The organism is Nocardia sp. NPDC004260 (genome assembly GCF_053603155.1).
The window spans coordinates 1-21,871 of record NZ_JBSGEZ010000030.1 but is presented as its reverse complement, the minus strand read 5'-3'; the positions used below and the strand labels follow the sequence as shown (position 1 = coordinate 21,871).

Here is a 21,871-nt window from a genome sequence, read left to right as displayed (position 1 = left end):
GCACCGAACGAGCGCCGCTAACCCATGGGATCGTCCGAAGTCGGTGCGACCTCGTAGCCGAACGGCGGCGTGAATCGTCCCCACCGAATGCACTCCCACCCGCCGTCCGGCATCGGTACCAGCTCGATGGTCTCGGTGTTGTCCAAGTGGTTGTTCGTGGTGAACGGCGGACGCACATCCGAAAGCGTGCGGCCGACGAGCCGCATGGCCGCACCGTGACTGACCACCATCACGTCACCGTGCGAGGCGTCGTCCGGTGACAGATACGTATTCCGCAGCTCCGCGATGGCGGGCAGGAACCGATCCAGCACATCCTGGGCGGATTCGCCGCCGGGCACCCGCAGCGTGAGATCGCCTTCGTGCCAGGCACGGTAGATCCGCTGGAAGGTCTGGTGCGCCTCCTCGCTGTGTTCGCCCTCCAGGTCGCCGGCCTGTACCTCGTGCAGTCCGTCGAGCACCATGGCGGCGACACCGGTCGCCGCCTCGATGTAGCTCGCGGTCTGGCGCGCGCGCAGCGCCGCCGAGGAGAACAGCACCTGCGGCGGGCGCAGCAAGCCCTCACCGAACGTCTTCGCTTGTGCCGCACCGCGTTCGGTCAGGGGCAACCCGGGAATCCGGGTGTCCAGCAGCTTGGCGACATTGCCCTCGGTCTCGCCGTGCCGGACCAGAATCAGTCTCCCGGTCATAGGTCCGCCATCCCCTTTCTCAGCTGGATCAACCACTCCGCGGACGCTTCGTCCGACGGTGGTGGGGTACCGGTCGCGGAAGTCGCCGGCCAAGATCCGAGAAAGCGGATCCGCGCGGTGCGGTGCAGCGCCTTGAGCGCCTCGGCCACCGCGGTGTCGTCGATGTGCCCGACGCAGTCCAGATAGAAACGGTAGGTGCCCATGCCGGTTCGGGTGGGCCGGGACTCGATCCTGGTCAGATCGATACCGCGCGTGGCGAACTCGGCGAAGGCGCGCATCAGCGAGCCCGGTACGTTCGGCAGCTCGAGCACGATCGAGGTGCGGTCGGCGCCGGTGGCGGGCGGCGCCGCCGTGGGCCGGGTGCACAGCACGAACCGCGTGATCGCCTGCTCGTGATCGGCGACCCCGGAGGCCAGCGCGATCAACCCCAGCCGCTCTCCGGCCAGGGCGGTCGACACGGCGGCGTCCGCGTGGCCCGCCACCACGTCCTCGGCGGCGGCGGCGTTGGACGCCGAGGTGTAGGGCTGCGCCTGCGGCAGATGCCGCGCCACCCACAACCGGACCTGCGCGGCGGCCACGGGGTATGCGGCGATAGTGCGCACGTCGGGTAACGCCGTGCCCGGCTTGCCGAGGATCGTGAAACTCACTTCGAGTTCGGTCTCGGCGACGATCTGCAGGCGCGGACCGATTGCCAGGGAGTCGAGCGTCGCCGAGATCGACCCCTCCACGGAGCTCTCGATCGGCACCACCGCGCCATCCACGTCACCGGAGCGGATCAGGTCGAGCGCGGCGCCTTGGCTGGGCGCGGCAATCCGCTCGACGGGCCCGGCGAAGGCTCCCGAGGATTCCAATTGGGCGAGGGCCATCTCGGTGAACGTTCCGGATGGCCCGAAGTACGCGATTCGCGGCACGGTTACGAGATTACTTGCGCGCTCGCTCGGCTCCCCACCAACTGCGAAGGGCCCGCCGGTCCGTTCCATCTGTTCCACGACCGCCCTGGCGGTGTTCAACCTCCGTTGAGCACGCGCAACGCGGCGTTCACCCGGTCCGGGGCCTCGGTTTCGATGGCGAGCAGGACCGAACGGACCGCCTCCACGGCCTGCGGTTTCAGCGAGGTCAGGAAGGCGATGTCGGGGGCGCGCAGGGCCGCGCCGATGTCCTCGCCGCACAGGGCGGCGGCTGTGGCGGCGACGATGGCCAGCGCCCGTTCCCCCGAGGAAGTGCGCGCGACGAAGCCGGTATCGGAGTGGGCCACGTGTGCGAGGAAGTCGGCGATCCCGCTGTCGGGCGCGTCCAGCTCCAGCGTCGGCGCGGCAGGACTTGCGCCGATGTTGCGGACCAGCCCGTCGACCAGACTGCGCCGCGGCGGCGTCGACAACGTCACCAGCACCGGTTCTGCGGATTCCGTCCCTTCCGACACGCCCTCACCGTAACAACCCGGTCCGACCGGAACCGATCCAGTTCGCTGCGATCAGCCGGATCGGAACGCTTGCGGAACCCCGCATCGTCACTTAGCTTAGGGTAACCTAATCAACAGTTGCAGCGCGCCACGCTCCACGGAGGTTTGTATGCCGCGTCCGTCCTCGACCGTCGCACCGTCCACCGCCGAGCGAGTGCGCAGCGCATGCGCGCACGCGGAGCAAGCGGTGCTGGCCATGCCGGGCATCGATCCGACGCCCGCGTCCGTGCATCACGTACGGCAGTGCGGCGATGCCGTGATCGCGGTGCCGACAGCCTCGGTCGCCGCGATCCTGGCGGGCAACTCCGGAGACCACGGCGCGCCCGCGGTGCTGGAGCTCACCGACCACGCCCCGCTGCCGCTGCGCGAGCCGGTGCGCGCGTTGGTCTGGCTGCGCGGTTGGGTACGCGCGGTGCCCACCCAGGCACAGCGCGCGCTGGCCACCGAGGTGGCCAAGGACCACCCGCATCCGGGCCTGCTCGACATCGGCTTCGGCGCCACCCTGCTGCGGCTGGTGATCGACTCCGCGGTGGTGGCCGACTCGACCGGCGCGGAATCGGTGCGCAGCGACGAACTGCGCCTGGCGCAGCCGGATCCGTTCTGCGCCATGGAATCCGCGTGGCTGCAGCACATGCAGGCCGATCACGCCGATGTCGTCGCCCAGCTGGCCAGGCATCTGCCGCCACACCTGCGGCGCGGCATCGTGCACCCGCTGGCCATCGACCGGTACGGGCTCACGCTGCGGGTGGAAGGACACGACGGCGACCACGACTTCCGCTTGCCGTTCAGCGCACCGGCGCACGACATCGTGGGGCTCAGTCGGGCCGTACGCACGCTGGCGGGCTGCCCGTTCCTCAATGGATTGCGCCGGATCTGACCCGCCGAGTCCGGGCCGGGATCAGCTGTCGAGCGCGAGCGGCGTGCCGTACTGGGGAGTGCGGTCATGACGACAGCCCGCGTCCCGGTCCTGACGACCAGCGGCACGGCGAGTCCGGACACCGCCGCCGGGCGCGCTCGCATCGAGTTTTGATCCGCGCGGACGTCGCCGCTGTCGAACTGCTCCACGGGCGGTCGACCGCTCGGGCGGCCCACTCGAGCACCGCGCCGTAGGTAAACCGCGCCGACTCGTTCCGATCGCGACCCGCGGCGGGTGCACGGTGAGCGGTCCAGGATGCCCCCGAGCGGCACCGTACTCAGGTTGATCGAGCGCCATCCGCGTGCGCTTGTCCGATGATGCGCCGCTGGGCTGCGCTTCGGTGAGGCGGAATGACGGCCGGCCTCGGTAGTGCGCACGGACCGATGCCAGAGCCAGCCGAGTTCGGCGATCGGTCCCCGCCGGGTTGCGTCATAGCGGAGACGAAAGGACAGCGCGCCGGGCAGTTCGCACACCGACGCGCCGCACGCCGCGGCGGACGAGCGCAATAGATTCGACCCATGCGTGCGGAGTCCAGAGCCGAGTGGGACGAGGCCGAGCCGACCGATCGGGAGCGGCTGGCGATCAAACTCGAGATCGCCGTGGTGCTGCTGGTCACGTTCGGGCTCAGCGGGCTCAGCGCCGCGCTCTCGCTGGTGGAGAGTGCGCTCGCCCCGGGCGGGATCGGCGGACGGACCGTCGCGCTGAATCCGTCGCGATCCACGCAGTCCACCATCGACCTGCTGTTCCAGCTGCTCAGCGTGCTGCGGCTGCTCGGCTGGGCCGCGCTCGGCCTATATCTGCTGTGGCGCGGGGGCATCGGCCCGCGACTGATCGGGCTGGCGAACCGGCTCCGTTGGCGCGCCGACGTGCTACCCGGCTTGACGCTGGCCGCGATCATCGGGTTGCCGGGACTCGGGCTGTATCTCGCGGCGCACGCACTCGGCGTCAGCGTGACGATCGTCCCCGCCTCGCTCGGCGACTACTGGTGGCGACTGCCCGCGCTCGTCCTCTCGGCCTGCGCGAACGCCTTGGCCGAAGAGGTCATCGTGGTCGCGTTCCTGCTCACCCGGCTGCGCAGGCTCGGATGGTCGGCGAACTCGGCTCTGCTGGCCTCGGCTGTGCTGCGGGGCAGCTATCACTTGTACCAAGGAATCGGCGGCGGGCTCGGAAACTTTGTGATGGGCGTCATATTCGGCCGCTATTGGCAGCGCACGAACCGGCTGTGGCCGCTGGTCCTCGCCCATGCGACCATCGATGCGGTCGCCTACATCGGCTACACCGTTCTGCGCGGCCATGTTTCGTGGCTGCCGTGACGCAACTGTGCCCTCGGCAGCGCTAACAACCTGGTGCCGCCTGCGAATTACGGAGCAGCGCCGCATACGCGTGCGCCCGCGTCCACATGTGGCACGTCACAACCACCCGATAAGTAGAGTTTCAGTGATGAACGGCGACGACCCCCAGCGCAACGCGCATACGCGCCGGATGCCGCCGCCCGGCAGACCCGGTGAACCTCCGATGCGCCGTCGGATGCCGCCTCCGGGGTCCGGTGGTCCGCCGCCGATCGAGCCCACGCAGGTCATGCGCCGTGATGGAACCGCCGACCCCCACGCACAGCCGCTGGCGTATTCGCAGGTCCCGCCCGAACAGGCACGGCGAATGCCGCCGCCTCCCCCGGCCCGCAGGCACGCCCCCACGCAGCGCCCGGTGCCGCATCACGAAGTTCCGTCGCACGCGCCAACCCAGCGGCCTGTTCCGTATCACGAAGGTCCGCCGCACACGCCGCCCCGGAAACCGAGGTCGTTCCGCGAAGGCCCCCCACCGGTGCCGCCACGCGGCGAGCGTCCGCTGCGGGCTCCACGACCGCGCCGCAAGCGCCACCCTTTCCGCTGGTTCCTGGTGATCCTGCTGGTCCTGGTACTCGCCGCCGTCGGCGCCGTCATCAAGTTGGACAACTCGCTCAACCGCATCCCCGCGCTGGCGAACTACGCCAAGCGCGTCGGCGACACACCCGGCACGAACTGGCTGTTGATCGGGTCCGACGGCCGTGGCGGACTGACTGCCGAGCAGGAGCGGGAACTCGCCACCGGCGGTGAGGTGGGCCCCGAGCGCACCGACACGATCATGCTCGTGCACGTGCCGCAATCGGGGAAGACCACGCTGGTCAGCCTGCCGCGCGACTCGTACGTCGGCATCCCGGGCCAGGGCAAGGACAAACTGAACGCCGCGTTCGCCATCGGCGGCCCCGCGCTGCTGGTCCAGACCGTGGAGATCGCCACCGGCCTGCGGATCGACCACTACGCGCAGATCGGTTTCGGCGGCTTCGCCAGCGTGGTCGATACGCTCGGCGGCATCGACGTGTGCGTGCCCAAACCGATCGATGACCCGCTCGCCGGCATCGACCTGCCCGCGGGCTGCCAGCGACTCAACGGACCACAGGCGTTGGGTTTCGTCCGCAGTCGCGCGACCGCGCTCGCCGACCTGGACCGGATGAACAACCAGCGGATCTTCATGGCCGCCCTGCTGAAAAAGGCGACCAGTGGAGCCACGCTCGCCAATCCGTTCAAGCTCTGGCCGCTGGCCACCGACACCGCCAAGTCGCTGAAGGTCGACAACGGCGACCACATCTGGGACCTCGGCGGCCTGGGCTGGGCGCTGCGTGGCGACACCATCGCGACGGCGGTCCCGGTCGGCGGATTCGAGGACACGGACAGCGGCAACGTCCTGCTGTGGGACAAGGCCAAAGCGAGCCGGTTCTTCGACGCGCTCGCGGGCGACCGTCCGATCCCGGAGGACCTGCTGACGCGGTAGCGTCGATGCCATGCCGGACATCGACGAGGCCGACGAGTCCTTTCCCGACTTGCTGCGCACCCAGATCCGTCACGGATTCAGCACTGCCCAGCAGTATCTCGCGGCCGCCGTGTACTTCGATTCACGCAGACTGCCACAGTTGGCCGGACACGCCTACGACCGGTCGCGCGAGCACTACGGCAATTCGCTGCGCATGGTGCAGTACCTGCTGGACCGGGATCTCCCAGTGCAGATCGGCGGCTTGGACGAGATCGAGTCCACTTTCGAAAGCCCGCGCGGCGCAGTCGCTTCGCTGCTGGAGATCGAGCGGGTCCGCAGCGCCCGGATCAGCGATCTGGCCCGCACTGCTCGCATCTCCGGCGACTATCTCGGCGAACGCTTCATCGGGTGGTTCCTCGCCGAACAGGTGAAGAACGTCGCCGGGATGAGCACGTTGCTGGCCGTGATCGACCGTGCCGACGGGCAGTTGTTCGACGTCGAGGAGTTCGTCGCCCGGGAGACACGGCCACGGCCGCGCACCGATATCCCGGCGCCGAAAATGGCTGGAGCTGCGCGGATTTAATTAGGCAACACTAGCCTCAATAAGGCTGCACTTGGATGACACGGGTCTTGACCAGCGCTAATGTCGATGCCATGTCAAGCCATCCGGAATCACCCCGCAGCAAATTTCACAGCCTGTTGCACGATCAGATCCGGCACGAATTCAATGCCGAGCATCAGTACATCGCGATTGCGGTGTGGTTCGACAATGCCGATCTCCCGCAGCTGGCCAAGCGGTTCTACAAGCAGGCCGTCGAAGAGCGCAATCACGCGATGATGATCGTGCAGTACTTCCTGGACCGGGATATCAGCGTCGACATTTCCGGCATCGATGCCGCGAAATCGCGGTTCGAGAATGCCAGGGAGCCGATCGCGCTCGCACTGACCCAGGAGAAGACGGTCACCGAGCAGATCATCCAGCTGGCGAGCACCGCCCGCGAAGAGGGCGACTACCTGGGCGAACAGTTCATGCAGTGGTTCCTCAAGGAGCAGGTCGAGGAAGTCGCGAACATGACCACCCTGCTCACCATCGCCGATCGCGCCGGGTCGAACCTGTTCGACCTGGAGGAATTCGTCGCCCGGGAAATGAGCGGCCCGAGCGACGCCTCCGGCGCGCCTTCGGCGGCGGGCGGCTCCGTCTGACGGCGTTCGCCGAATAGGTGCAACAGGCCCGGTTCCGTATCAGGAACCGGGCCTGTCGCTGTTGGGCGTTCTATCGGACGGCGAGTCGGAATATCGGCGTAAACGACGGTTCCACCATATTTCGCAGTGGTTTGGTGAGTCTTCCTATATTTCGAGCCGCACCGGCGGCAACCGGAAAACACCGCCGCCGACAAAGACCGTTTCTGCCGAACTTTCGCGATATCCGGGCTCAGCGCAAAGTGACCTGACGCGACCGCAGGCCGTCGCGGGAGCGCCGCTCGTCGGAGTTCAACGGGGCGTCGACGGCCAGCGCCTCGGACAGGCGAGCGCCGAATTCGGCTGCGGGCTCGACCCATTCGTCGGGGTGCCGCTCGCGGTCCAGGTCGAAGACCGGGACCAGCACTCCGTGCGTGCGGAACGACCCCGCGAATCGGGAACCCTCGCCGAGGTGCAGACCGCCGGAGGCGTGCACCCGGGCCAGCGCCAGCATGAGCGCGTCCTCGTCCTCCGGCCGCACCCAGCGGATGTGCGCCTTCTCGCCCGCGTCGACCCACCAGGCGGCACCGATCGCGTCGGCGGCGAGCCCGAGCCGCGCCGAGGGCATGATCGCCTGCTTGGCCTGCTCGATGGTGGCAGCGACCTGCGGGTCGGGCTCGACACCCGCGGGCACCCACCAGTCGAAGTCCTGGTGCACGGTCAAGTCCAGGCTCGCGGCGGGATCGATGACATCGGCCAGCCGCGGGCCGCCCGCGACGCTTTCCACCGAGGTCAGCGAATCACCGGGCTCGGCGGACTGAGTCCATAGGATCGCCGCGGCCAGATCGGCGGCCGGATCCGCGCCCTGGAACTGCACCTGCGCGCCGACGTAACCGCTGGGCTCGTCACCGGCGCGCACCAACGCGGCCACCGCGCCGGGCAGCACCGTTGCGAGCACGACCGGTCGCTCCGCCGCGACCTCGGCCGCCAGCGTCAACCGGGCGGTGGCCGAGGGAACGAATTCGCGCAGCGCGACCAGATCGCACTCCGCGGCCAGGCCCTCGAACGGACGGGTGACGACTTGTGCCGCCTGCTCCTGCGCCGCCCGCCGCTCGGCGAGACGCTGCGCCCGGTTCCCACCGGGCTTAGGACTGTTGCGCTTGCTTTTACCCACGAGGGGTCAACCTACCGTGTTTTTTGGCTGTGTTTGTTTTTCCAGCGCCTGCGGCGCTGGGTGTTCGCGGCCCCTTTATGGCTCGCGTCCGAGCGACCGCCGCTGGCGACTGCGTCGCGGACACGGCGGCCGCTCGGACGCGAGCCAGGCCGCGAACGGCGCATGCTCGGTCTCGCTTCGCTCGAAAAGACGTGGTTGAGGTGTGTGGTTCCGTCAGGAATTGGCGCGCGAATTACATGCGCCTTGGTGGGCGTGGCGAAGATGCCGCCGACACCCCCGTTCCGGCCTCCTCGCGGCCCGCGCCGAAGCGAGGGACACCTAGGGACCTCTTGCGGAAGTCACACGGGACGCAGACGCGTGTCTGTCTCGATCGATCCACTGCCGAAAACGGCTGGTACGACCTCAGGTGGCTGTATGGGCGGGGTGTCTCGAACCAGCACGGCCCAGCGGGGCCGGGTCAGGCGGCGGGCAGTAGCGACTTGGTGCGGCCGGGGTGGTTGGTGGCGATCCAGCTGACGCCGAGGTCGGCGCACAGTTGGACGTCGTCGGGGTCGTCGACGGTCCAGCAGTAGGTGGCGCGGCCGGCGGCGGCGGCCTTGTCGACCAGGTCGGGGTGCTCGCGCAATGTTTTCACCGAGGGGCCGACGGCTGTGGCGCCGACGGTGGTGGCCGCGGATCCGCCCAGGTAGCGCGACGATTCACCGAGTAGGACGGTGGGGAGCAACGGGGCGGCGCGGCGGACGCGCCACACGGCGGTGGCCGCGAACGACATGACGACCGCGCGGGAATGATCCGCCGAGGCGGGGGTGGCGATGCCGAAGCGCTGGAGCTCGGCGAGCAGCTTGTTCTCCACCAGCGCGCCGTAGCGGACCGGGTGCTTGGTCTCGATGAACAGCTTGGTCGGCCTGCTACGCCAATCCAGCACCAGGCTGATCAGCTCGCTGAGGGTCAGCACCGAGGCCGGAGCGCCGTCGGCGCCGAAATCCAGCGCGCGCAGTTCCTCCAACGTCATCTCGCTGACCAGACCGCTGCCCGAGGAGGTCCGGTCGACGGTGCGGTCGTGCACGCACACCAGATGTCCGTCCCTGGTCAGCCGGACATCGCACTCTACGCCGTCGGCGCCCTCCTGGAGCGCCAACTCGTAGGCGGCGAGCGTGTGCTCGGGGCGCGCCGCCGAGGCGCCTCGATGCGCGACGACGAACGGCGCGCGACTGCCCTGGCTCACTTGGCCATAACCTCCTCCTGCTCACGGTCCTCAGCACCGTTGTCCTCGTGCGCGTCGGCGCCCGCCTGTGCGCGTCCGCCGGGATGCACCGGCTCGATCACCGGCACCGCGGGGTCGACCGCGATCAGCCAGCGGCGCGCGGTCCGGCTGCGACCGAGCAGGTCATGCCCCTCGATCGTGCGCAACACCCAAAGGGTCAGCAACGCGACCGCGGCGGCGACCGCGTCGGTGAACGCGGTGAACAGCACCCCGTCCGCCTCGACTTGCAACGAATCCGCGGTCCGCCACAGTAGCGCGGCCACCGCGACGAGGCCGCCGAAGACCCACGCGGCCCACCAGATCCGGACCGCCCGTCCCGTCCTGGGATCACCCTGCAACGCGGCCACTTCGCTCAGGAAGACCCCCGGCCACAGGAGGTTGACCACCGGAATCAGGCAGCCGAACGCGAGCGCTCGCGGCGAACGCGGATCGCGCCTGCCCGTGGCGGCGTAGGCCGAGCGCCTGATCTCGATCAGTCTTCCGACGGTGGCCGCGGCCGCCAGCAGCGCGAGCACGACCGCGAGCACTCCGGCGCCGATCACGAACGCGTCGGAGGCGAAGAGGACGGCGGGGTGGATCAGGCGCGTCCGGTTGCGCAGCAACACCCCGTAGCGCGCCAGTTCCGCGACGGCCGCGAGTCCGAAGACGACGGCGGTCGCGACGAGCAGTCTGATCACCGAGTCGGTCAACTTGCCGAACGGGCGACGCACCGCGCCGCCCGGGTGCGGTGGCGAGTCGATCAGGCCCCAGCGTGGGATCTGCGTGTACCGAGGCGTGCGGCTCGGCGGGGACGGTCGGACTGATGACTGCGCTCGCCGACCGCGCTGGTCGGGCTTGCGCGCCACCCAGCGGTAGTTGCGACGGTCGGCGGGCGCGTCGATCGGCCCCGGCGAGAGGAGTACGCCGCGGCAGCGCGGGCACCAGTGCATCGGCGCCCCTTGCACGGCCCAGCGCGCACCGCAGCGCGCACAAGGTTGCACCACCGTACTCACCCGCGCACCTCGTTCTTTCGTCAGTAGATCTTCGCCTCGTGGTCGCCCTCCGCGACCAGCGGGCGGCCGGCGTGCTGCCATGCCACCATGCCCCCGTTGACCTGGATGGCCTCATAGCCGATGTGCGTGAGATATTCGACCACCTGAAGCGACCGACCACCCTGCCTGCAGATGACGTAGAGATCCGCGTCGTACTCCAGCTCGTCGATCCGGGCGGGAACGTCGACCATCGGGATGTGGATCGCACCCGGGGCGTGTCCGAGCCGCCACTCGTCGTCCTCACGGACGTCGAGCAGGATCGATCGCGGCGTGTCGGCCGACGCGGGCGCGCTGCTGTCGAAATCGGCAGGCACGTCCTCCACCGTGACCGACGGAACGTGGGGGCTCGTCACAGATTCGATCCTGCCATGCGTGGCGGACCGCCGTGCAGTTCCATGCCAGGGGAGCGACCTCGACAGCGAGCCACGACTTCGGGTATGTTCTCCCCTCCGGAACTCGACCGCGCACCCGCCCGATGCTGGTTGTGCATAACTCGGGCGAAGTTATCCACATAATCCACAGCTCGATCCACAAGGCGCAGGTGTCGAAGGCGTTTCGCCGGATTGAACCGGCTTTCTGGCAACTGAGCAGCTATCAACCCGGTGTCGTTGCGAACCATTGGTCCGTTCTCGGCGTGCCGTACCTGATCGAAGTACGGATCAGTCCCTAGCGGTCGAGCGATGCGAATGGCCGATCCGGGACTCCCCTCCATACCAATCCCGGAGCGGCCATTCGTCGCCGACATCGGAACCCCGCGGCCGAAGAGGGTCCGATATCTACTTGGACGGTGCCGAGGCGCATTCGGTTCCATCGAATCCAGAACGCCGCCGAAATCCCCCGATCCGGCGAAGACGATCGGTAGCCTGGGCGCATGAACGTGAGCAGGGGGCTACGCCACGGAATGGACATCGCAGGGCTCAACATCGCGTTGTCCGAGGCCACGTGCCTCGGCCTCGCGATCGACGAGGCCGCCGCCGAACTGCGGCTCGACCTCGAAGTACTGACTCTTCCCGAACGCGGAACGGCGGCGGAGGACTATCGGGTGCAGGTGACGTTCACCGGCGTGACCCGGGTCGCCGCGTCACTGCGCACGCAGCATTGGGACGACCTGGAACCCAGGGTGCTGCCGCTGCGACTGGAAGGCCTGGACGAGGCGATCCGGAGTTTCGGCGGCGGGCGGCTGCACGGTTGGGAGTTCATCGATCTCGACGACAGCAGCTGGGCGCTGTGGAGCGAGTTGCTCAGCTTCGACACCCGCATCGGTGATCGCGAATCCGCACACGTTCTGGAGTTCTCCCAGGAGGAGGGCATCGATCCGCGCGAATTGGACGTCCGGGTGTGGTTCGACGGCATCACCGTGTACGACGCGCGGGGCAAGCAGATCCCGCTGGCGGACTTCGTCGCGGGCGGCGCGCGGTGGTGGCGGGCGCACGATGCGGGCGACCCGCGAGCCAGTCGTCCGGGAATCGCGCCGCCGCTCTGATCGCCGGACCGTTGCGGTGAACCGCACATTCGGGTGCGGTTCACCGCACCTCGGCGCTCAGGCGCCCGTGCCCACCGGGCAGCTCACTCCGGTGGCGTGCACGGGGCAGTATCCCCCGGGATTCTTGGCCAGGTACTGCTGGTGATAGCCCTCGGCATAGTAGAAGGCCGCCAGCCCGGGCAGCGGCGTGACCTCCGTGGTGATCTGCCCGTATCCCGCCGCGGCCAGCCGCTTACCGTAGGACTCGGCAGTCGAGCCGACGAGATCGGCCTGCTCGGTGCCGAAGGTGAAGACGGCCGAACGATATTGGGTGCCGCGGTCGTTACCCTGCCGCATGCCCTGGGTGGGGTCGTGGTTCTCCCAGAAGTGTTCGAGGATGCCCCCGTAGTCGATCACCGCGGGATCGAACACGACGAGCACCGCCTCCGCGTGACCCGTCCGTCCGCTGCACACCTCTTCGTAGGTGGGATTCGGCGTGTACCCGCCGACATAACCGACTGCCGTGGAGTAGACGCCGTCGAGTTCCCAGAAGCCCTTCTCCGCGCCCCAGAAGCAGCCCATCGCGACGACCGCGAGCTGGAGCCCTTCGGGAAACGGCGGACGGATCGGGTGACCGTTGACGTAGTGGGTATCCGGCACGTCGAGCGGTTCCGCCCGGCCGGGCAGAGCTTGCTCGGGAGCGACCATGACGGGTTCGGGGAGGCTCAGACGCCCCACTAGTTCGTCGTACCACGACATGGTTCGATGCTACGCGTGTGTTTCCAGTGGGGCCGATGTGCGTGATGTGACGGTGCGCGACCCGCTAGGTGTGAGCGGCGTCACCGGAATGCGCAAGCGTGGGCCCGAGTTGGAATCGACCGGGTGTACGAATGATGGTTGGCTGTGTCCGGACAACGGGCACAATCAGCCCGACATAGGAAGGGACAACGTGGCCGAGTACACGCTGCCAGATCTGGATTACGACTACAGCGCCCTGGAGCCCCACATCTCCGGGCAGATCAACGAGCTTCATCATTCCAAGCACCACGCCGCATACGTCGCGGGCGCGAACACCGCACTGGAGAAGCTGGAAGCCGCTCGCGAGTCGGGCGATCACAGCGCCATCTTCCTGCACGAGAAGAACCTCGCGTTCCACCTGGGTGGGCACGTCAACCACTCCATCTGGTGGAAGAACCTCTCCCCCAACGGCGGCGACAAGCCGGTCGGCGAACTGGCCGCGGCCATCGACGACCAGTTCGGTTCGTTCGACAAGTTCCGCGCGCAGTTCACCGCCGCGGCCAACGGCCTGCAGGGTTCTGGCTGGGCGGTGCTCGGCTTCGACACCCTCGGCCAGAAGCTGCTGACCTTCCAGCTCTACGACCAGCAGGCCAACGTCCCGTTGGGCATCATCCCGCTGCTGCAGGTCGACATGTGGGAGCACGCTTTCTACCTGCAGTACAAGAACGTCAAGGCGGACTACGTCACCGCGTTCTGGAACGTCGTCAACTGGGCCGACGTGCAGGAGCGCTTCGCCAAGGCGACTTCGCAGGCCAAGGGCCTCATCTTCGGCTGAGCCTGTTCGGCACGCCGGAACCGGGTCCGCGAATCCGTCCGCCACGCGCGGCCGGGTTCGCGGGCCCGTTCTGTTCTCCGGTGACGCGGACATGTTGCCGACAACGCCACCCGCCCCGCGCGTATCCGGAGTCCCTGAGGTGGGGCGGGATCCGTCGAGTGCGCAGCCGGATTGCCCTCCTCCACGCCGCCGGCCGCCCGATTGGCACTCTTTGGTACTTGTGTGCCAGGTGACTCGTGGTTCATATTCGGGAAATCCACACCGAAGAGACGGGCAAGGTCGCCCCCGGGTTCGACAACGGGAGGCAGGAATGCGCACGAACGAACCGATCGGCATCACGCCGTTCCATTCGCGCGGGTCGCTGCGTGGCTTCTTGATCTCCGGCCGCTGGCCGGACACCACCAAGGAGTGGGCACAGGTGCTGGTCCTGGCGGTGCGTGTAGCCACGTTACCCGGGCTGCTGACCACCTCGACGGTGTTCGGAGTCCGTGAGGACCTGCCCGACGACCCCGCCCCGGGCACGGTCGGCTTGGTGCTGGCCGAAGGGCCTGTGCTCGGCGACGAGGCCGTGGAACCCGGCCGTTTCGCCGACCATGTGCCACCGGCGTTGCTGATGCTGCATCCGCCGTCCGAAACCCGCCCGACACTGCCCGAATGCGCAGGTGCGGCCTCCGGTTGCGTCTTGCTGCCGGGCGTGCCCCACCTGGGGCTGGAACACCGTGCCGCGTGGGTCGAGGCGGAGTCGGACGGAACCGTGACCTCGCTGGTCAGCCGGGTCGGACTGGACCCGATCAGCGATCCCGACACCGCGGTTCTGGCTATGCTGCTGGCCGCGTGAGGGTAACCGAAATTCCGCACGTGGATCGCCAAACTTATTGTGCGCATTGCGATTTCGATTACAGCGGGTTGGCACGAGCGGACCGTGGCGGTAGAGTCGCAGGCAGCGAAGGGGAGTAGCCCCCAATCGCACAGTCGACATACTGACCCGCCGAGCCCGCTCGGGCCGGGTCCGGCTGTGTGAACCGGCTTCCGGCCGGTGGGCGAGACCTTCGGCCTGGACAACCATTTCGTTGTCGGCCGGAGCGTCCCCATATCTCCGGTCGGCAGGCCGGAGACCTTGGAGCCGCCACACATGATCGCCACCGTATTGCTCACCATCGGCGTCGTCTTCCTCGCCGAGCTCGGTGACAAGTCTCAGCTGATGGCGCTGACGTTCGCGCTGCGCTACCGCTGGTGGGTGGTGCTGGGCGGCATCGCGACAGCCTCCGCGGCGGTGCACCTGATCTCGGTCGGCATCGGCCATTTCCTCGGTGCGGCACTGCCCACCAGGGCGATCGCGCTGATCGCCGCCGTCACCTTCCTGGCCGTCGGCCTGTGGACGTTGCGCGAGCACTTCGGCACCGGCGAGCAAGACCCGGAGCCGAAGGCGCCGAAAGTGGGCGGTGCGCCGTTCTTCGTGGTGCTGTCCGCGTTCCTGCTCGCCGAGCTGGGCGATCGCACCATGTTCGCGACCGCCGCGCTGGCCACGGACTACGACTGGGTAGGCGTCTGGCTGGGCTCGACCATCGGCATGGTCGCCGCCGACGCGCTCGCCATCGCGGTGGGCATTCTGGTCGGCAAGCATCTGCCAGAGCACACGATCGGCATCGGCTCGGGCCTGCTGTTCCTCTACTTCGGCGCGGCGACCCTGCTCGGCGCGACCGCACCGGCCCTCGGCGGTGTCGCCGCCGCCGGGCTCGCGGCGCTGGCTCCCGCGCTGGCCGGTGCGGCGCTGCTGCTCACGCGGATGGCTCGCCGCTCGAGTCCAGCGCAGCCCCGTACAGTCCGCCACCCTGGCGCAACAGATCCAGCAATGGTTCCCGCAGCGCGTGCAGACCGCTCGAGTCTCCGGCCGCAATCCGAGCGGTGACCATCGAACCGACCGCCGCGGCCAGGGCCTGACAGGCGAAACGCTGCTGGTCGGTCCGCGCGTCGAGCACGGCGGCGATCAACTCGACGAATCGCTCTTGCAGCTGGGCCCGGCGCGCGATGGCGGCCGACCCCACCGCGAAGACCTCGACCAAGAACAATCGCGCGCTGGCCGGGTCGTCCACCAGATACTGGAGATAGGCGCGCAGGATCCGGTCCATCCGAGCCACGGCGCCGGTATCGGCCGCCGCGTCTTCCCTCTCGGTGGCGTCGGCGATCCGGTCGAGCAACAACTGCACCGCGCGCTGATACGCCGCTTCGAAACAGTCTTCTTTGGAGCGGAACTGCTCGTAGAACGTCTCCCGTGACACGCAAGCCCGCTTGAGGATCGCCGCGACCGACGTTCCGATGTAACCGTTCTCGGCCATGGCCTCCGCGGTCGCGACGAGGATTCGTTCGCGTTGCGAAGCGATCACCTGCTCCCGTGGCAGGCCGTGCCTACCTCGGGGAAGGCGTGCGCTGGTGGCCGATTCGGTCATTCGGTGACTCCGGTGTTCGGTCGAGCTGACTGGGCTGTTCCATTCTGCTCGGTCGGTTCCGCCGACTTGCCGGAAAGGGCCCGCGACCGAAACGAGTCGCGGGAGCCGTGCAGGGCCGCTCGCCGCTTACCGGTTAGGGTGCCATTGACGAAGGGCCAACTGGCTGTCACAAACGAGAGGACCATCGTGGAGATTTCGGGTTCCGCCGCCATTGTCACCGGAGGCGCATCGGGCCTCGGCGCCGCCACCGCCAAGCGTCTCGCCGATCTCGGCGCCACCGTCTTCGGACTCGATGTACCGCAGTCGATCGAGCGCGCCGGCGACAACGTGCCCGCCGGGGTCACCCTCATTCCCGCCGATGTCACCAGCAACGACGAGGTCAGCGCGGCCGTCGCGCAGGTCGTCGAGTCCGGCGCCCCACTGCGCATCGTGGTCAACTGCGCCGGTGTCGGCTGGGCGGGCCGCATCCTGTCCAAGAACGGCCCGCACGACCTTGAGCTGTTCCGCACGGTCATCACGGTCAACCTGCTCGGCACCTTCAACGTCATGCGGCTGGCCGCCGACGCGATCGCCAAGACCGACGCCGTGGACGAGTACGGCCAGCGCGGCGTCATCATCAACACCGCCTCGGTCGCCGCGTTCGAGGGGCAGATCGGTCAGATCGCCTACTCGGCGTCCAAGGGCGGCGTGCACGGCATGACAGTTCCGGCCGCGCGTGATCTGGCCCAGTTCGGCATCCGGGTGAACACCATCGCTCCCGGCATCATCGACACCCCGATGCTGGCCGGCGTCACCGAGGAGTACCGCAAGGGCCTCGAGGCGGGCGTGCCCTTCCCGTCCCGCCTCGGCCGTCCGGACGAGTACGCGCAGCTGACGCAGTACATCATCGAGCACGACTACCTGAACGGCGAGACCATCCGCATGGACGGCGCGCTGCGCATGGCGCCGCGGTAATCCCGCTCCGCAGTCCCGGCAGCGCGTGGCCCTTCGCCGAAGGGTCGCGCGCTGTTCTCATTCCCGCGACTTGTGGCCGATGCCGAGATAGGCGGTGGTGGACAAGGGGCAGTGCGGCCGGTACTTCTCGGCGAGAAACGCTTTCATGACGGCTGCGCGCCGACCCCAGACCTCGGCGCTCACGTTGTGGCGCATGAGCTCCAACGGGGCGCTGCTGCGCACCATGGTCTCCCACATCTCCTCGGGGCTGCCGAAGGTGAGCGCGATCGAATGCCGCTGGATGGACACGGCTTCGAAGCCCGCACCGCGCATCTCCGATTCGAAGACCTCCGGGTTTTCCAGGCTCAGGAAGTTCGGTTGCGGCTCCTGGATGTCCGGGTCGGCCGCGGTCAAGGCACCGAACATCATCCGCATCAGCGGCGAGTCCGCGATCGGCGCCCAGCTCGACACCACCGCCGTCCCGCCCGGCCGCAAAACCCGGAACAGCTCGGCGAACCCACGAGCGCGGTCCGGGAAGAACATCAGTCCGAACATGGAGAACCCGGCGTCGAAATGGTCGGATTCGTACGGCAGTTCTTGTCCGTCACCCACTTGCGCCCGGATATTCACCAGCCCGGCGGCAGCGGCGTTCTTCGCCAAGCGCGCGATCATCGACTCCGCGAAATCGATGGCATCGACCTGCGCCACGTGACCCGCGGCCAGCAGGCTGAGCGTGCCCGGCCCCGCCGCGACATCCACGATGCGCGATTCCGCCGAGAGCGAGGCGAACTCGAGCGCCCGCGCCGAGAACGGTTGCATTATCGCGGGTGCGAACTCGTCATATCCGTCGGCGACGAGATCCCACGGCTCGGCGACGGCAAGCGGGTTTGCGGACATGTCGTGACGATCCTTTCAGGCATCCACATCTAACCGCGCCACCCGGGGGCGAACTCCCCAGTCCTGCGAATATGCCATTCCGCCCGTCACCGTAACCGAGAAATGGCCGAAACACCGCCGACCGCACCGGCCGCGACCGGAGGACATCGCTGGTCCTCCGGTCGCGGATGGTTCAGAGAGTGCGAGTGAGCCGATCGGTGAGGATGTGGGCGAAGTGCGCCGGATCCTTGAGTTCACCGCCCTCGGCGAGCACCGCCGTGCCGAACAGCAGTTCGGCGGTTTCCGACAGCTCGGTCGCCGTGCCGGCGTCGGCCTTCTCCCGCTCGGCCGCGTACGCGTCGCGCAGGCCGGTGACCAGCGGGTGGGTCGGGTTGAGTTCCAGAATCCGCTTGCTCTCCGGCAGCGCCTGGCCCGAGGCGCGATACATCCGCTCCAGCATCGGCGTGAAGTCGAACACGTCACCGACCAGGCAAGCCGGAGAGGTGGTGAGTCGGTTGGTCAGGCGCACCTCCTTGACGTTCTCCTCCAGCGTCTTGCCCAGCCACGTGAGGACATCGGCGAAGTCCTTGTCCTGCTGCTCGCGCAGCGCCTCGGAGGCCTTCTTCTCCTCCTCGGTCTCCAGATCGACCTCGCCCTTGGCGATGGACTGGAACGCCTTGCCGTCGAATTCGGGTACGGAACCGACCCACATCTCGTCGACCGGGTCGGTCAGGATCAGCACCTCGCGGCCCTTGGCCTTGAACGCCTCCAGATGCGGGGAGCTCTCGACCTGCTGACGGGTCTCGCCGGTCATGTAGTAGATGGTGTCCTGCCCCTCGGGCATCCGCTCCACGTACTGGGCCAGCGTGGTCAGCTCGGTCTCGGAGTTCGTCGAGGCGAACGAGGAGACCTGGAGGATGGTGTCGCGGTTGTCGAAGTCCGAGAGCAGGCCCTCCTTCAGGACGCGGCCGAACTCCTTCCAGAAGGTCTGGTAGCCGGCCTGGTCCTCGGCGCCCTGCAGATCCTTGACCGTGGACAGCACCTTCTTCACCAGACGCTTGCGGATCATCTGGATCTGCCGGTCCTGCTGGAGGATCTCCCGGGAGACGTTGAGCGACAGATCCTGCGCGTCCACCACGCCCTTGACGAAGCGCAGGTACTCCGGCATCAGCTCTTCGCAGTTGTCCATGATGAACACCCGTTTGACGTAGAGCTGGACGCCGCGCTTGTGCTCGCGGGTGAACAGGTCGAACGGCGCGTGCGAGGGGATGAACAGCAGCGCCTGGTACTCGAACGTGCCCTCGGCCTTCAGCGGGATGATCTCCAGCGGATCGTCCCAGCCGTGGCTGACGTGCTTGTAGAACTCCTTGTACTCCTCGTCGGAGACCTCGCTCTTGGGGCGCGTCCACAGCGCCTTCATGGAGTTGAGCGTCTGGTCCTCGAGGATCGTCTTCTCCTCGGCGCTCTCGCCTTCGCCCTCGGTGACGGTCCGCTCCACCTGCATGCGGATCGGCCAGGAGATGAAGTCGGAGTACTTCTTGACGATCTCGCGCAGCTTCCACTCCAGCGTGTAGTCGAAGAGGTGATCCTCCTCGTCCACCGGCTTGAGGTGGAGTGCGACCGACGTGCCCTGCGGGGCCTCGTCGAGTTCGGAGATCGTGTAAGTGGAGCTGCCCGCGTTCGACTCCCACCGGGTGGCGGTGGCCTCGCCCGCGCGGCGGGTGGTCAGGGTGACCTTGTCGGCCACCATGAAGGTCGAATAGAAACCGATGCCGAACTGGCCGATCAGCTCCTCGGCGGCGGCCTCGGACTTGGCCTCGTTCAGCTTCCTGCGCAGCTCGGCGGTACCGGACTTGGCGAGGGTGCCGATCAGATCGACGACCTCGGCGCGCGACATGCCGATGCCGTTGTCCCGGACGGTCAGGATCCGCTCGTCCTTGTCGACCTCCAGCTCGATGTGCAAGTCGGAGGTGTCGACGTGCAGATCCTTGTCACGGAAGGACTCCAGCCGCAGCTTGTCCAGCGCGTCGGAGGAGTTCGAGATCAGCTCCCGCAGGAAGGTGTCCTTGTTGGAGTAGACGGAATGGATCATCAGCTCGAGCAGCTGATGGGTCTCTGCCTGGAACTCGAGTTGTTCGACGTGCTCTGTCACGTCGCGATGGTACCGCCGTGCGCGGACTACGGAGCCGAAGGTGGGGCCGACGCGTAACCCGCGACGGTCCCGGGCGACCGCGCATCGGGAACCTGCCGGAAATCGGCGAGACCGGCAACCTCCGCGTCGGCGCGGGTGGTCATCCATTCACGCAGCACCTGGGTGGCGCGGACGTCGTCCTCGTTGTACTCCAGCAAACGGGTGCGCTGGGTCGCGTCGGGCGTGGCGCCGTCGTAGCCGACCGCGAGCCGGTACCAGCTCATCGACGCCTCGCCGCTCGCCTCGGGATCACGCCATGAGAACCCGGCGACCGGCGCGATCTTCTTCAGCCCCTTGCCGTTCGGGCAGATGAACTGGTCGGAGACGGCTTGGAACATGTCCACCCATTGCGGTCCGTCCACGAACGCGCGCACCTGCTCCACCGTCGGCACGCCGGGGCGGCCCGCGAACCGGCGCGCCGATTCGTACAGCCACTTGTCTTCCGCCGTACGCGAATAGCAGTACGCGGCAAACGTTCTGCCCGTCGCGGCCGCCTCGGCGCGCACCGTCATCAGCCAGGTCCAGAACTCGCCGAAAGAGCGGCCCTCGTCCTCGGTGGGCAACGGGTCCCAGGTGACGAACGGGCGGTACACGCCGTTCAGCAGCGTTCCCCACAGGTACGCGCCGTACTCCTGGAAGCTCTCCAGATCGACGTCGACCTCCACATCCGCCCGCCGCACGAGCACGTTCTCGACCCTCCGCACCAGCGGGGCGCCGACGATCCACGCCCGCGCGGTGACCACGGCCTCGTCGAACGGGCCGTGCTGCCAATCCTCGGGCTCCTCGCCCACCCACGCGGCGAGTTCATCGATGGTCTCGACGTTGTGCCTGCGCAGCACCTCGGCGCGGGAGCCGGGCGCCACCAGGCTGACGTCACGATGCTCGATCAGCCAGCCCTCGCAGCTCGGGCCATCGACTCCTCGCGTCCACCACGGGCACTGCCTGCACTCGGGCACCTTCGAGGGGATGGTGGGCAGTTCGCCGCGCACCACCGCGATCCGATCGGCGTAGCGGCGGTCGTAATCGGCCAGCAGCGGCGCCAGGTCGTGCACCAGGATGCGATCGAAATCGAAGCCGATGACGCCGCCGACCAGCGCGGGGCTGGCCAGGCCGTGCCGTTGCAGCATCCGGTGCAGGTGGGCGAGCCGCTGTTGGTCGCGCGGCTGCTGGCGTAGCTTGCGGTGCGGATCCGGTCGCGGGTCCCAGTGATACAGGTCCGAAGTGGTGGGATGGAAGTCGGCGCGCTCGGGTTGACGCGGGTCGGTCACCTTGTGGTTCACCACGATGATCGGGATGTAGCCGCCGCGTTCGGCGTCGCGCAGCAGGATCTCCGAACCTCCGCGCCTGCCGGTGTCCGGCTCCTGCGGTAGCAGTCCGCCCCAGATGTGCCGTGCCCCGATTTCACACGCGCGCATGGTCGCTTCGGCGCGCTCGGCGGCGCGCAGTCCGGGATCGATCACCACCCAGGCATCGGGGTCCGCGCCGACCAGCGCGTCGCGCACTCGGGCGCGGTGTGCGACGGCGGCGTCCCGGCGCTGGCGTACGCCCGCGTCCTCGACGATCCCCGCCAATGCCTCGGGGTGCACGGCGTCCATACGCAGGCGATGGCGGCAGCCGATCAGCGCCCTGGCATCGATGAAGGCGGCAGGCACGTCGGTGGCCCGATCCACGGCCGTTCCGTTGCGCTTGCGACCATCCCGCTCACCGATGTCCGAATCCACGCTAAGCAGTATGGTCCCTCCCCCCGACAGTGTTTAATTTCAGCGCTCTGTTGGTCTGGCCGCGACTTCGTCGCGGCGTGTTCGCGGCCCCCTTGTGGCTCGCGTCCGAGCGACCGCCGCTGGCGACTTCGTCGCGAACGCGGCGGCCCGGCTCGCGTCCGAGTGGCCGCCG

At 68.2% G+C, this 21,871-nt stretch carries 21 protein-coding genes and 1 pseudogene; 10 read left to right on the top strand and 12 right to left on the bottom strand.

Annotated features, from left to right (window positions below; translation table 11 throughout):
• Positions 1-17: 17 nt before the first annotated feature.
• The 3 genes from ACWEO7_RS19000 to ACWEO7_RS18990 form a co-directional block, all read right to left on the bottom strand.
• Positions 18-686 carry a histidine phosphatase family protein gene (locus tag ACWEO7_RS19000; RefSeq protein ID WP_452424843.1) on the bottom strand — a complete coding sequence of 223 codons (669 nt, stop codon included), beginning with the start codon at positions 684-686 and terminating at the stop codon, positions 18-20.
• Entirely contained in the window at positions 683-1,597 is a 915-nt protein-coding gene (pheA, locus tag ACWEO7_RS18995) for a prephenate dehydratase (RefSeq protein WP_452424842.1), read from the bottom strand. The genes ACWEO7_RS19000 and pheA overlap by 4 nt, the downstream gene beginning before the upstream one ends.
• Positions 1,598-1,692: 95 nt before the next feature.
• Positions 1,693-2,106: a hypothetical protein gene (locus tag ACWEO7_RS18990; RefSeq protein ID WP_452424840.1), complete on the bottom strand. Its 414-nt coding sequence runs from the start codon at positions 2,104-2,106 to the stop codon at positions 1,693-1,695.
• A 148-nt stretch (positions 2,107-2,254) separates the two neighbouring features.
• Between ACWEO7_RS18990 and ACWEO7_RS18985 the strand changes: the two genes are divergently transcribed.
• The 5 genes from ACWEO7_RS18985 to ACWEO7_RS18965 all read left to right on the top strand — a co-directional run bounded on the left by ACWEO7_RS18985 (position 2,255) and on the right by ACWEO7_RS18965 (position 7,051).
• On the top strand, positions 2,255-3,022 hold the full coding sequence (locus tag ACWEO7_RS18985) for a DUF2470 domain-containing protein (protein ID WP_452424839.1): 768 nt from the start codon (positions 2,255-2,257) through the stop codon (positions 3,020-3,022).
• A 557-nt stretch (positions 3,023-3,579) separates the two neighbouring features.
• Positions 3,580-4,374 carry a CPBP family intramembrane glutamic endopeptidase gene (locus tag ACWEO7_RS18980; protein ID WP_452424837.1) on the top strand — a complete coding sequence of 265 codons (795 nt, stop codon included), beginning with the start codon at positions 3,580-3,582 and terminating at the stop codon, positions 4,372-4,374.
• A 214-nt stretch (positions 4,375-4,588) separates the two neighbouring features.
• Positions 4,589-5,869 (top strand): LCP family protein, encoded by a 1,281-nt coding sequence (locus tag ACWEO7_RS18975; protein WP_452424937.1) that lies wholly within the window; start codon positions 4,589-4,591, stop codon positions 5,867-5,869.
• Positions 5,870-5,879: 10 nt separating this feature from the next.
• Complete coding sequence (locus tag ACWEO7_RS18970; RefSeq protein WP_452424835.1) at positions 5,880-6,431, top strand: ferritin; 552 nt, start codon at positions 5,880-5,882, stop codon at positions 6,429-6,431.
• Between the two features lie 71 nt (positions 6,432-6,502).
• On the top strand, positions 6,503-7,051 hold the full coding sequence (locus ACWEO7_RS18965) for a ferritin (protein ID WP_355073293.1): 549 nt from the start codon (positions 6,503-6,505) through the stop codon (positions 7,049-7,051).
• A 229-nt stretch (positions 7,052-7,280) separates the two neighbouring features.
• Here ACWEO7_RS18965 and ACWEO7_RS18960 read toward each other — a convergent pair whose 3' ends face one another.
• The 4 genes from ACWEO7_RS18960 to ACWEO7_RS18945 form a co-directional block, all read right to left on the bottom strand.
• The gene (locus ACWEO7_RS18960) at positions 7,281-8,201 is read right to left on the bottom strand and encodes a DUF5926 family protein (protein ID WP_452424833.1); all 921 of its coding nucleotides are present in this window, start codon (positions 8,199-8,201) and stop codon (positions 7,281-7,283) included.
• A gap of 457 nt (positions 8,202-8,658) precedes the next feature.
• Positions 8,659-9,426: a glycerophosphodiester phosphodiesterase gene (locus ACWEO7_RS18955; RefSeq protein WP_450016762.1), complete on the bottom strand. Its 768-nt coding sequence runs from the start codon at positions 9,424-9,426 to the stop codon at positions 8,659-8,661.
• The gene (locus ACWEO7_RS18950; protein ID WP_452424832.1) at positions 9,423-10,457 is read right to left on the bottom strand and encodes a DUF4328 domain-containing protein; all 1,035 of its coding nucleotides are present in this window, start codon (positions 10,455-10,457) and stop codon (positions 9,423-9,425) included. Before ACWEO7_RS18950 ends, ACWEO7_RS18955 begins: the two co-directional genes overlap by 4 nt.
• 20 nt (positions 10,458-10,477) lie before the next feature.
• Entirely contained in the window at positions 10,478-10,849 is a 372-nt protein-coding gene (locus tag ACWEO7_RS18945) for a rhodanese-like domain-containing protein (protein ID WP_452424830.1), read from the bottom strand.
• A gap of 518 nt (positions 10,850-11,367) precedes the next feature.
• Here ACWEO7_RS18945 and ACWEO7_RS18940 point away from each other — a divergent pair.
• Positions 11,368-11,979, top strand: coding sequence for a hypothetical protein (locus tag ACWEO7_RS18940; protein WP_452424828.1), 612 nt, complete (start codon positions 11,368-11,370; stop codon positions 11,977-11,979).
• 57 nt (positions 11,980-12,036) lie between these two features.
• On the opposite strand, the gene msrA is transcribed toward ACWEO7_RS18940, so the two are convergent.
• On the bottom strand, positions 12,037-12,717 hold the full coding sequence (gene msrA / locus ACWEO7_RS18935; RefSeq protein ID WP_452424826.1) for a peptide-methionine (S)-S-oxide reductase MsrA: 681 nt from the start codon (positions 12,715-12,717) through the stop codon (positions 12,037-12,039).
• 190 nt (positions 12,718-12,907) lie between these two features.
• On the opposite strand from msrA, the gene ACWEO7_RS18930 reads away from it, so the two are divergent.
• The 3 genes from ACWEO7_RS18930 (at position 12,908) to ACWEO7_RS18920 (ending at position 15,440) form a co-directional block, all read left to right on the top strand.
• Positions 12,908-13,531 carry a superoxide dismutase gene (locus ACWEO7_RS18930; RefSeq protein WP_039794275.1) on the top strand — a complete coding sequence of 208 codons (624 nt, stop codon included), beginning with the start codon at positions 12,908-12,910 and terminating at the stop codon, positions 13,529-13,531.
• A gap of 310 nt (positions 13,532-13,841) precedes the next feature.
• Positions 13,842-14,369, top strand: coding sequence for a peptidase (locus ACWEO7_RS18925; RefSeq protein WP_355073302.1), 528 nt, complete (start codon positions 13,842-13,844; stop codon positions 14,367-14,369).
• 294 nt (positions 14,370-14,663) lie between these two features.
• Positions 14,664-15,440 (top strand): TMEM165/GDT1 family protein, encoded by a 777-nt coding sequence (locus ACWEO7_RS18920; RefSeq protein WP_452424935.1) that lies wholly within the window; start codon positions 14,664-14,666, stop codon positions 15,438-15,440.
• A gap of 322 nt (positions 15,441-15,762) precedes the next feature.
• Here ACWEO7_RS18920 and ACWEO7_RS18915 read toward each other — a convergent pair.
• Positions 15,763-15,978: pseudogene (locus tag ACWEO7_RS18915) on the bottom strand (TetR/AcrR family transcriptional regulator); the annotation flags it as partial.
• A gap of 186 nt (positions 15,979-16,164) precedes the next feature.
• On the opposite strand from ACWEO7_RS18915, the gene ACWEO7_RS18910 reads away from it, so the two are divergent.
• The gene (locus tag ACWEO7_RS18910) at positions 16,165-16,932 is read left to right on the top strand and encodes an SDR family NAD(P)-dependent oxidoreductase (RefSeq protein ID WP_379249750.1); all 768 of its coding nucleotides are present in this window, start codon (positions 16,165-16,167) and stop codon (positions 16,930-16,932) included.
• Positions 16,933-16,989: 57 nt separating this feature from the next.
• On the opposite strand, the gene ACWEO7_RS18905 is transcribed toward ACWEO7_RS18910, so the two are convergent.
• The 3 genes from ACWEO7_RS18905 to ACWEO7_RS18895 form a co-directional block, all read right to left on the bottom strand.
• On the bottom strand, positions 16,990-17,808 hold the full coding sequence (locus tag ACWEO7_RS18905) for a class I SAM-dependent methyltransferase (RefSeq protein ID WP_452424824.1): 819 nt from the start codon (positions 17,806-17,808) through the stop codon (positions 16,990-16,992).
• Between the two features lie 172 nt (positions 17,809-17,980).
• Positions 17,981-19,939 (bottom strand): molecular chaperone HtpG, encoded by a 1,959-nt coding sequence (htpG, locus tag ACWEO7_RS18900; protein WP_452424822.1) that lies wholly within the window; start codon positions 19,937-19,939, stop codon positions 17,981-17,983.
• Between the two features lie 26 nt (positions 19,940-19,965).
• On the bottom strand, positions 19,966-21,573 hold the full coding sequence (locus ACWEO7_RS18895; protein ID WP_452424934.1) for a TM0106 family RecB-like putative nuclease: 1,608 nt from the start codon (positions 21,571-21,573) through the stop codon (positions 19,966-19,968).
• Positions 21,574-21,871: the final 298 nt, after the last annotated feature.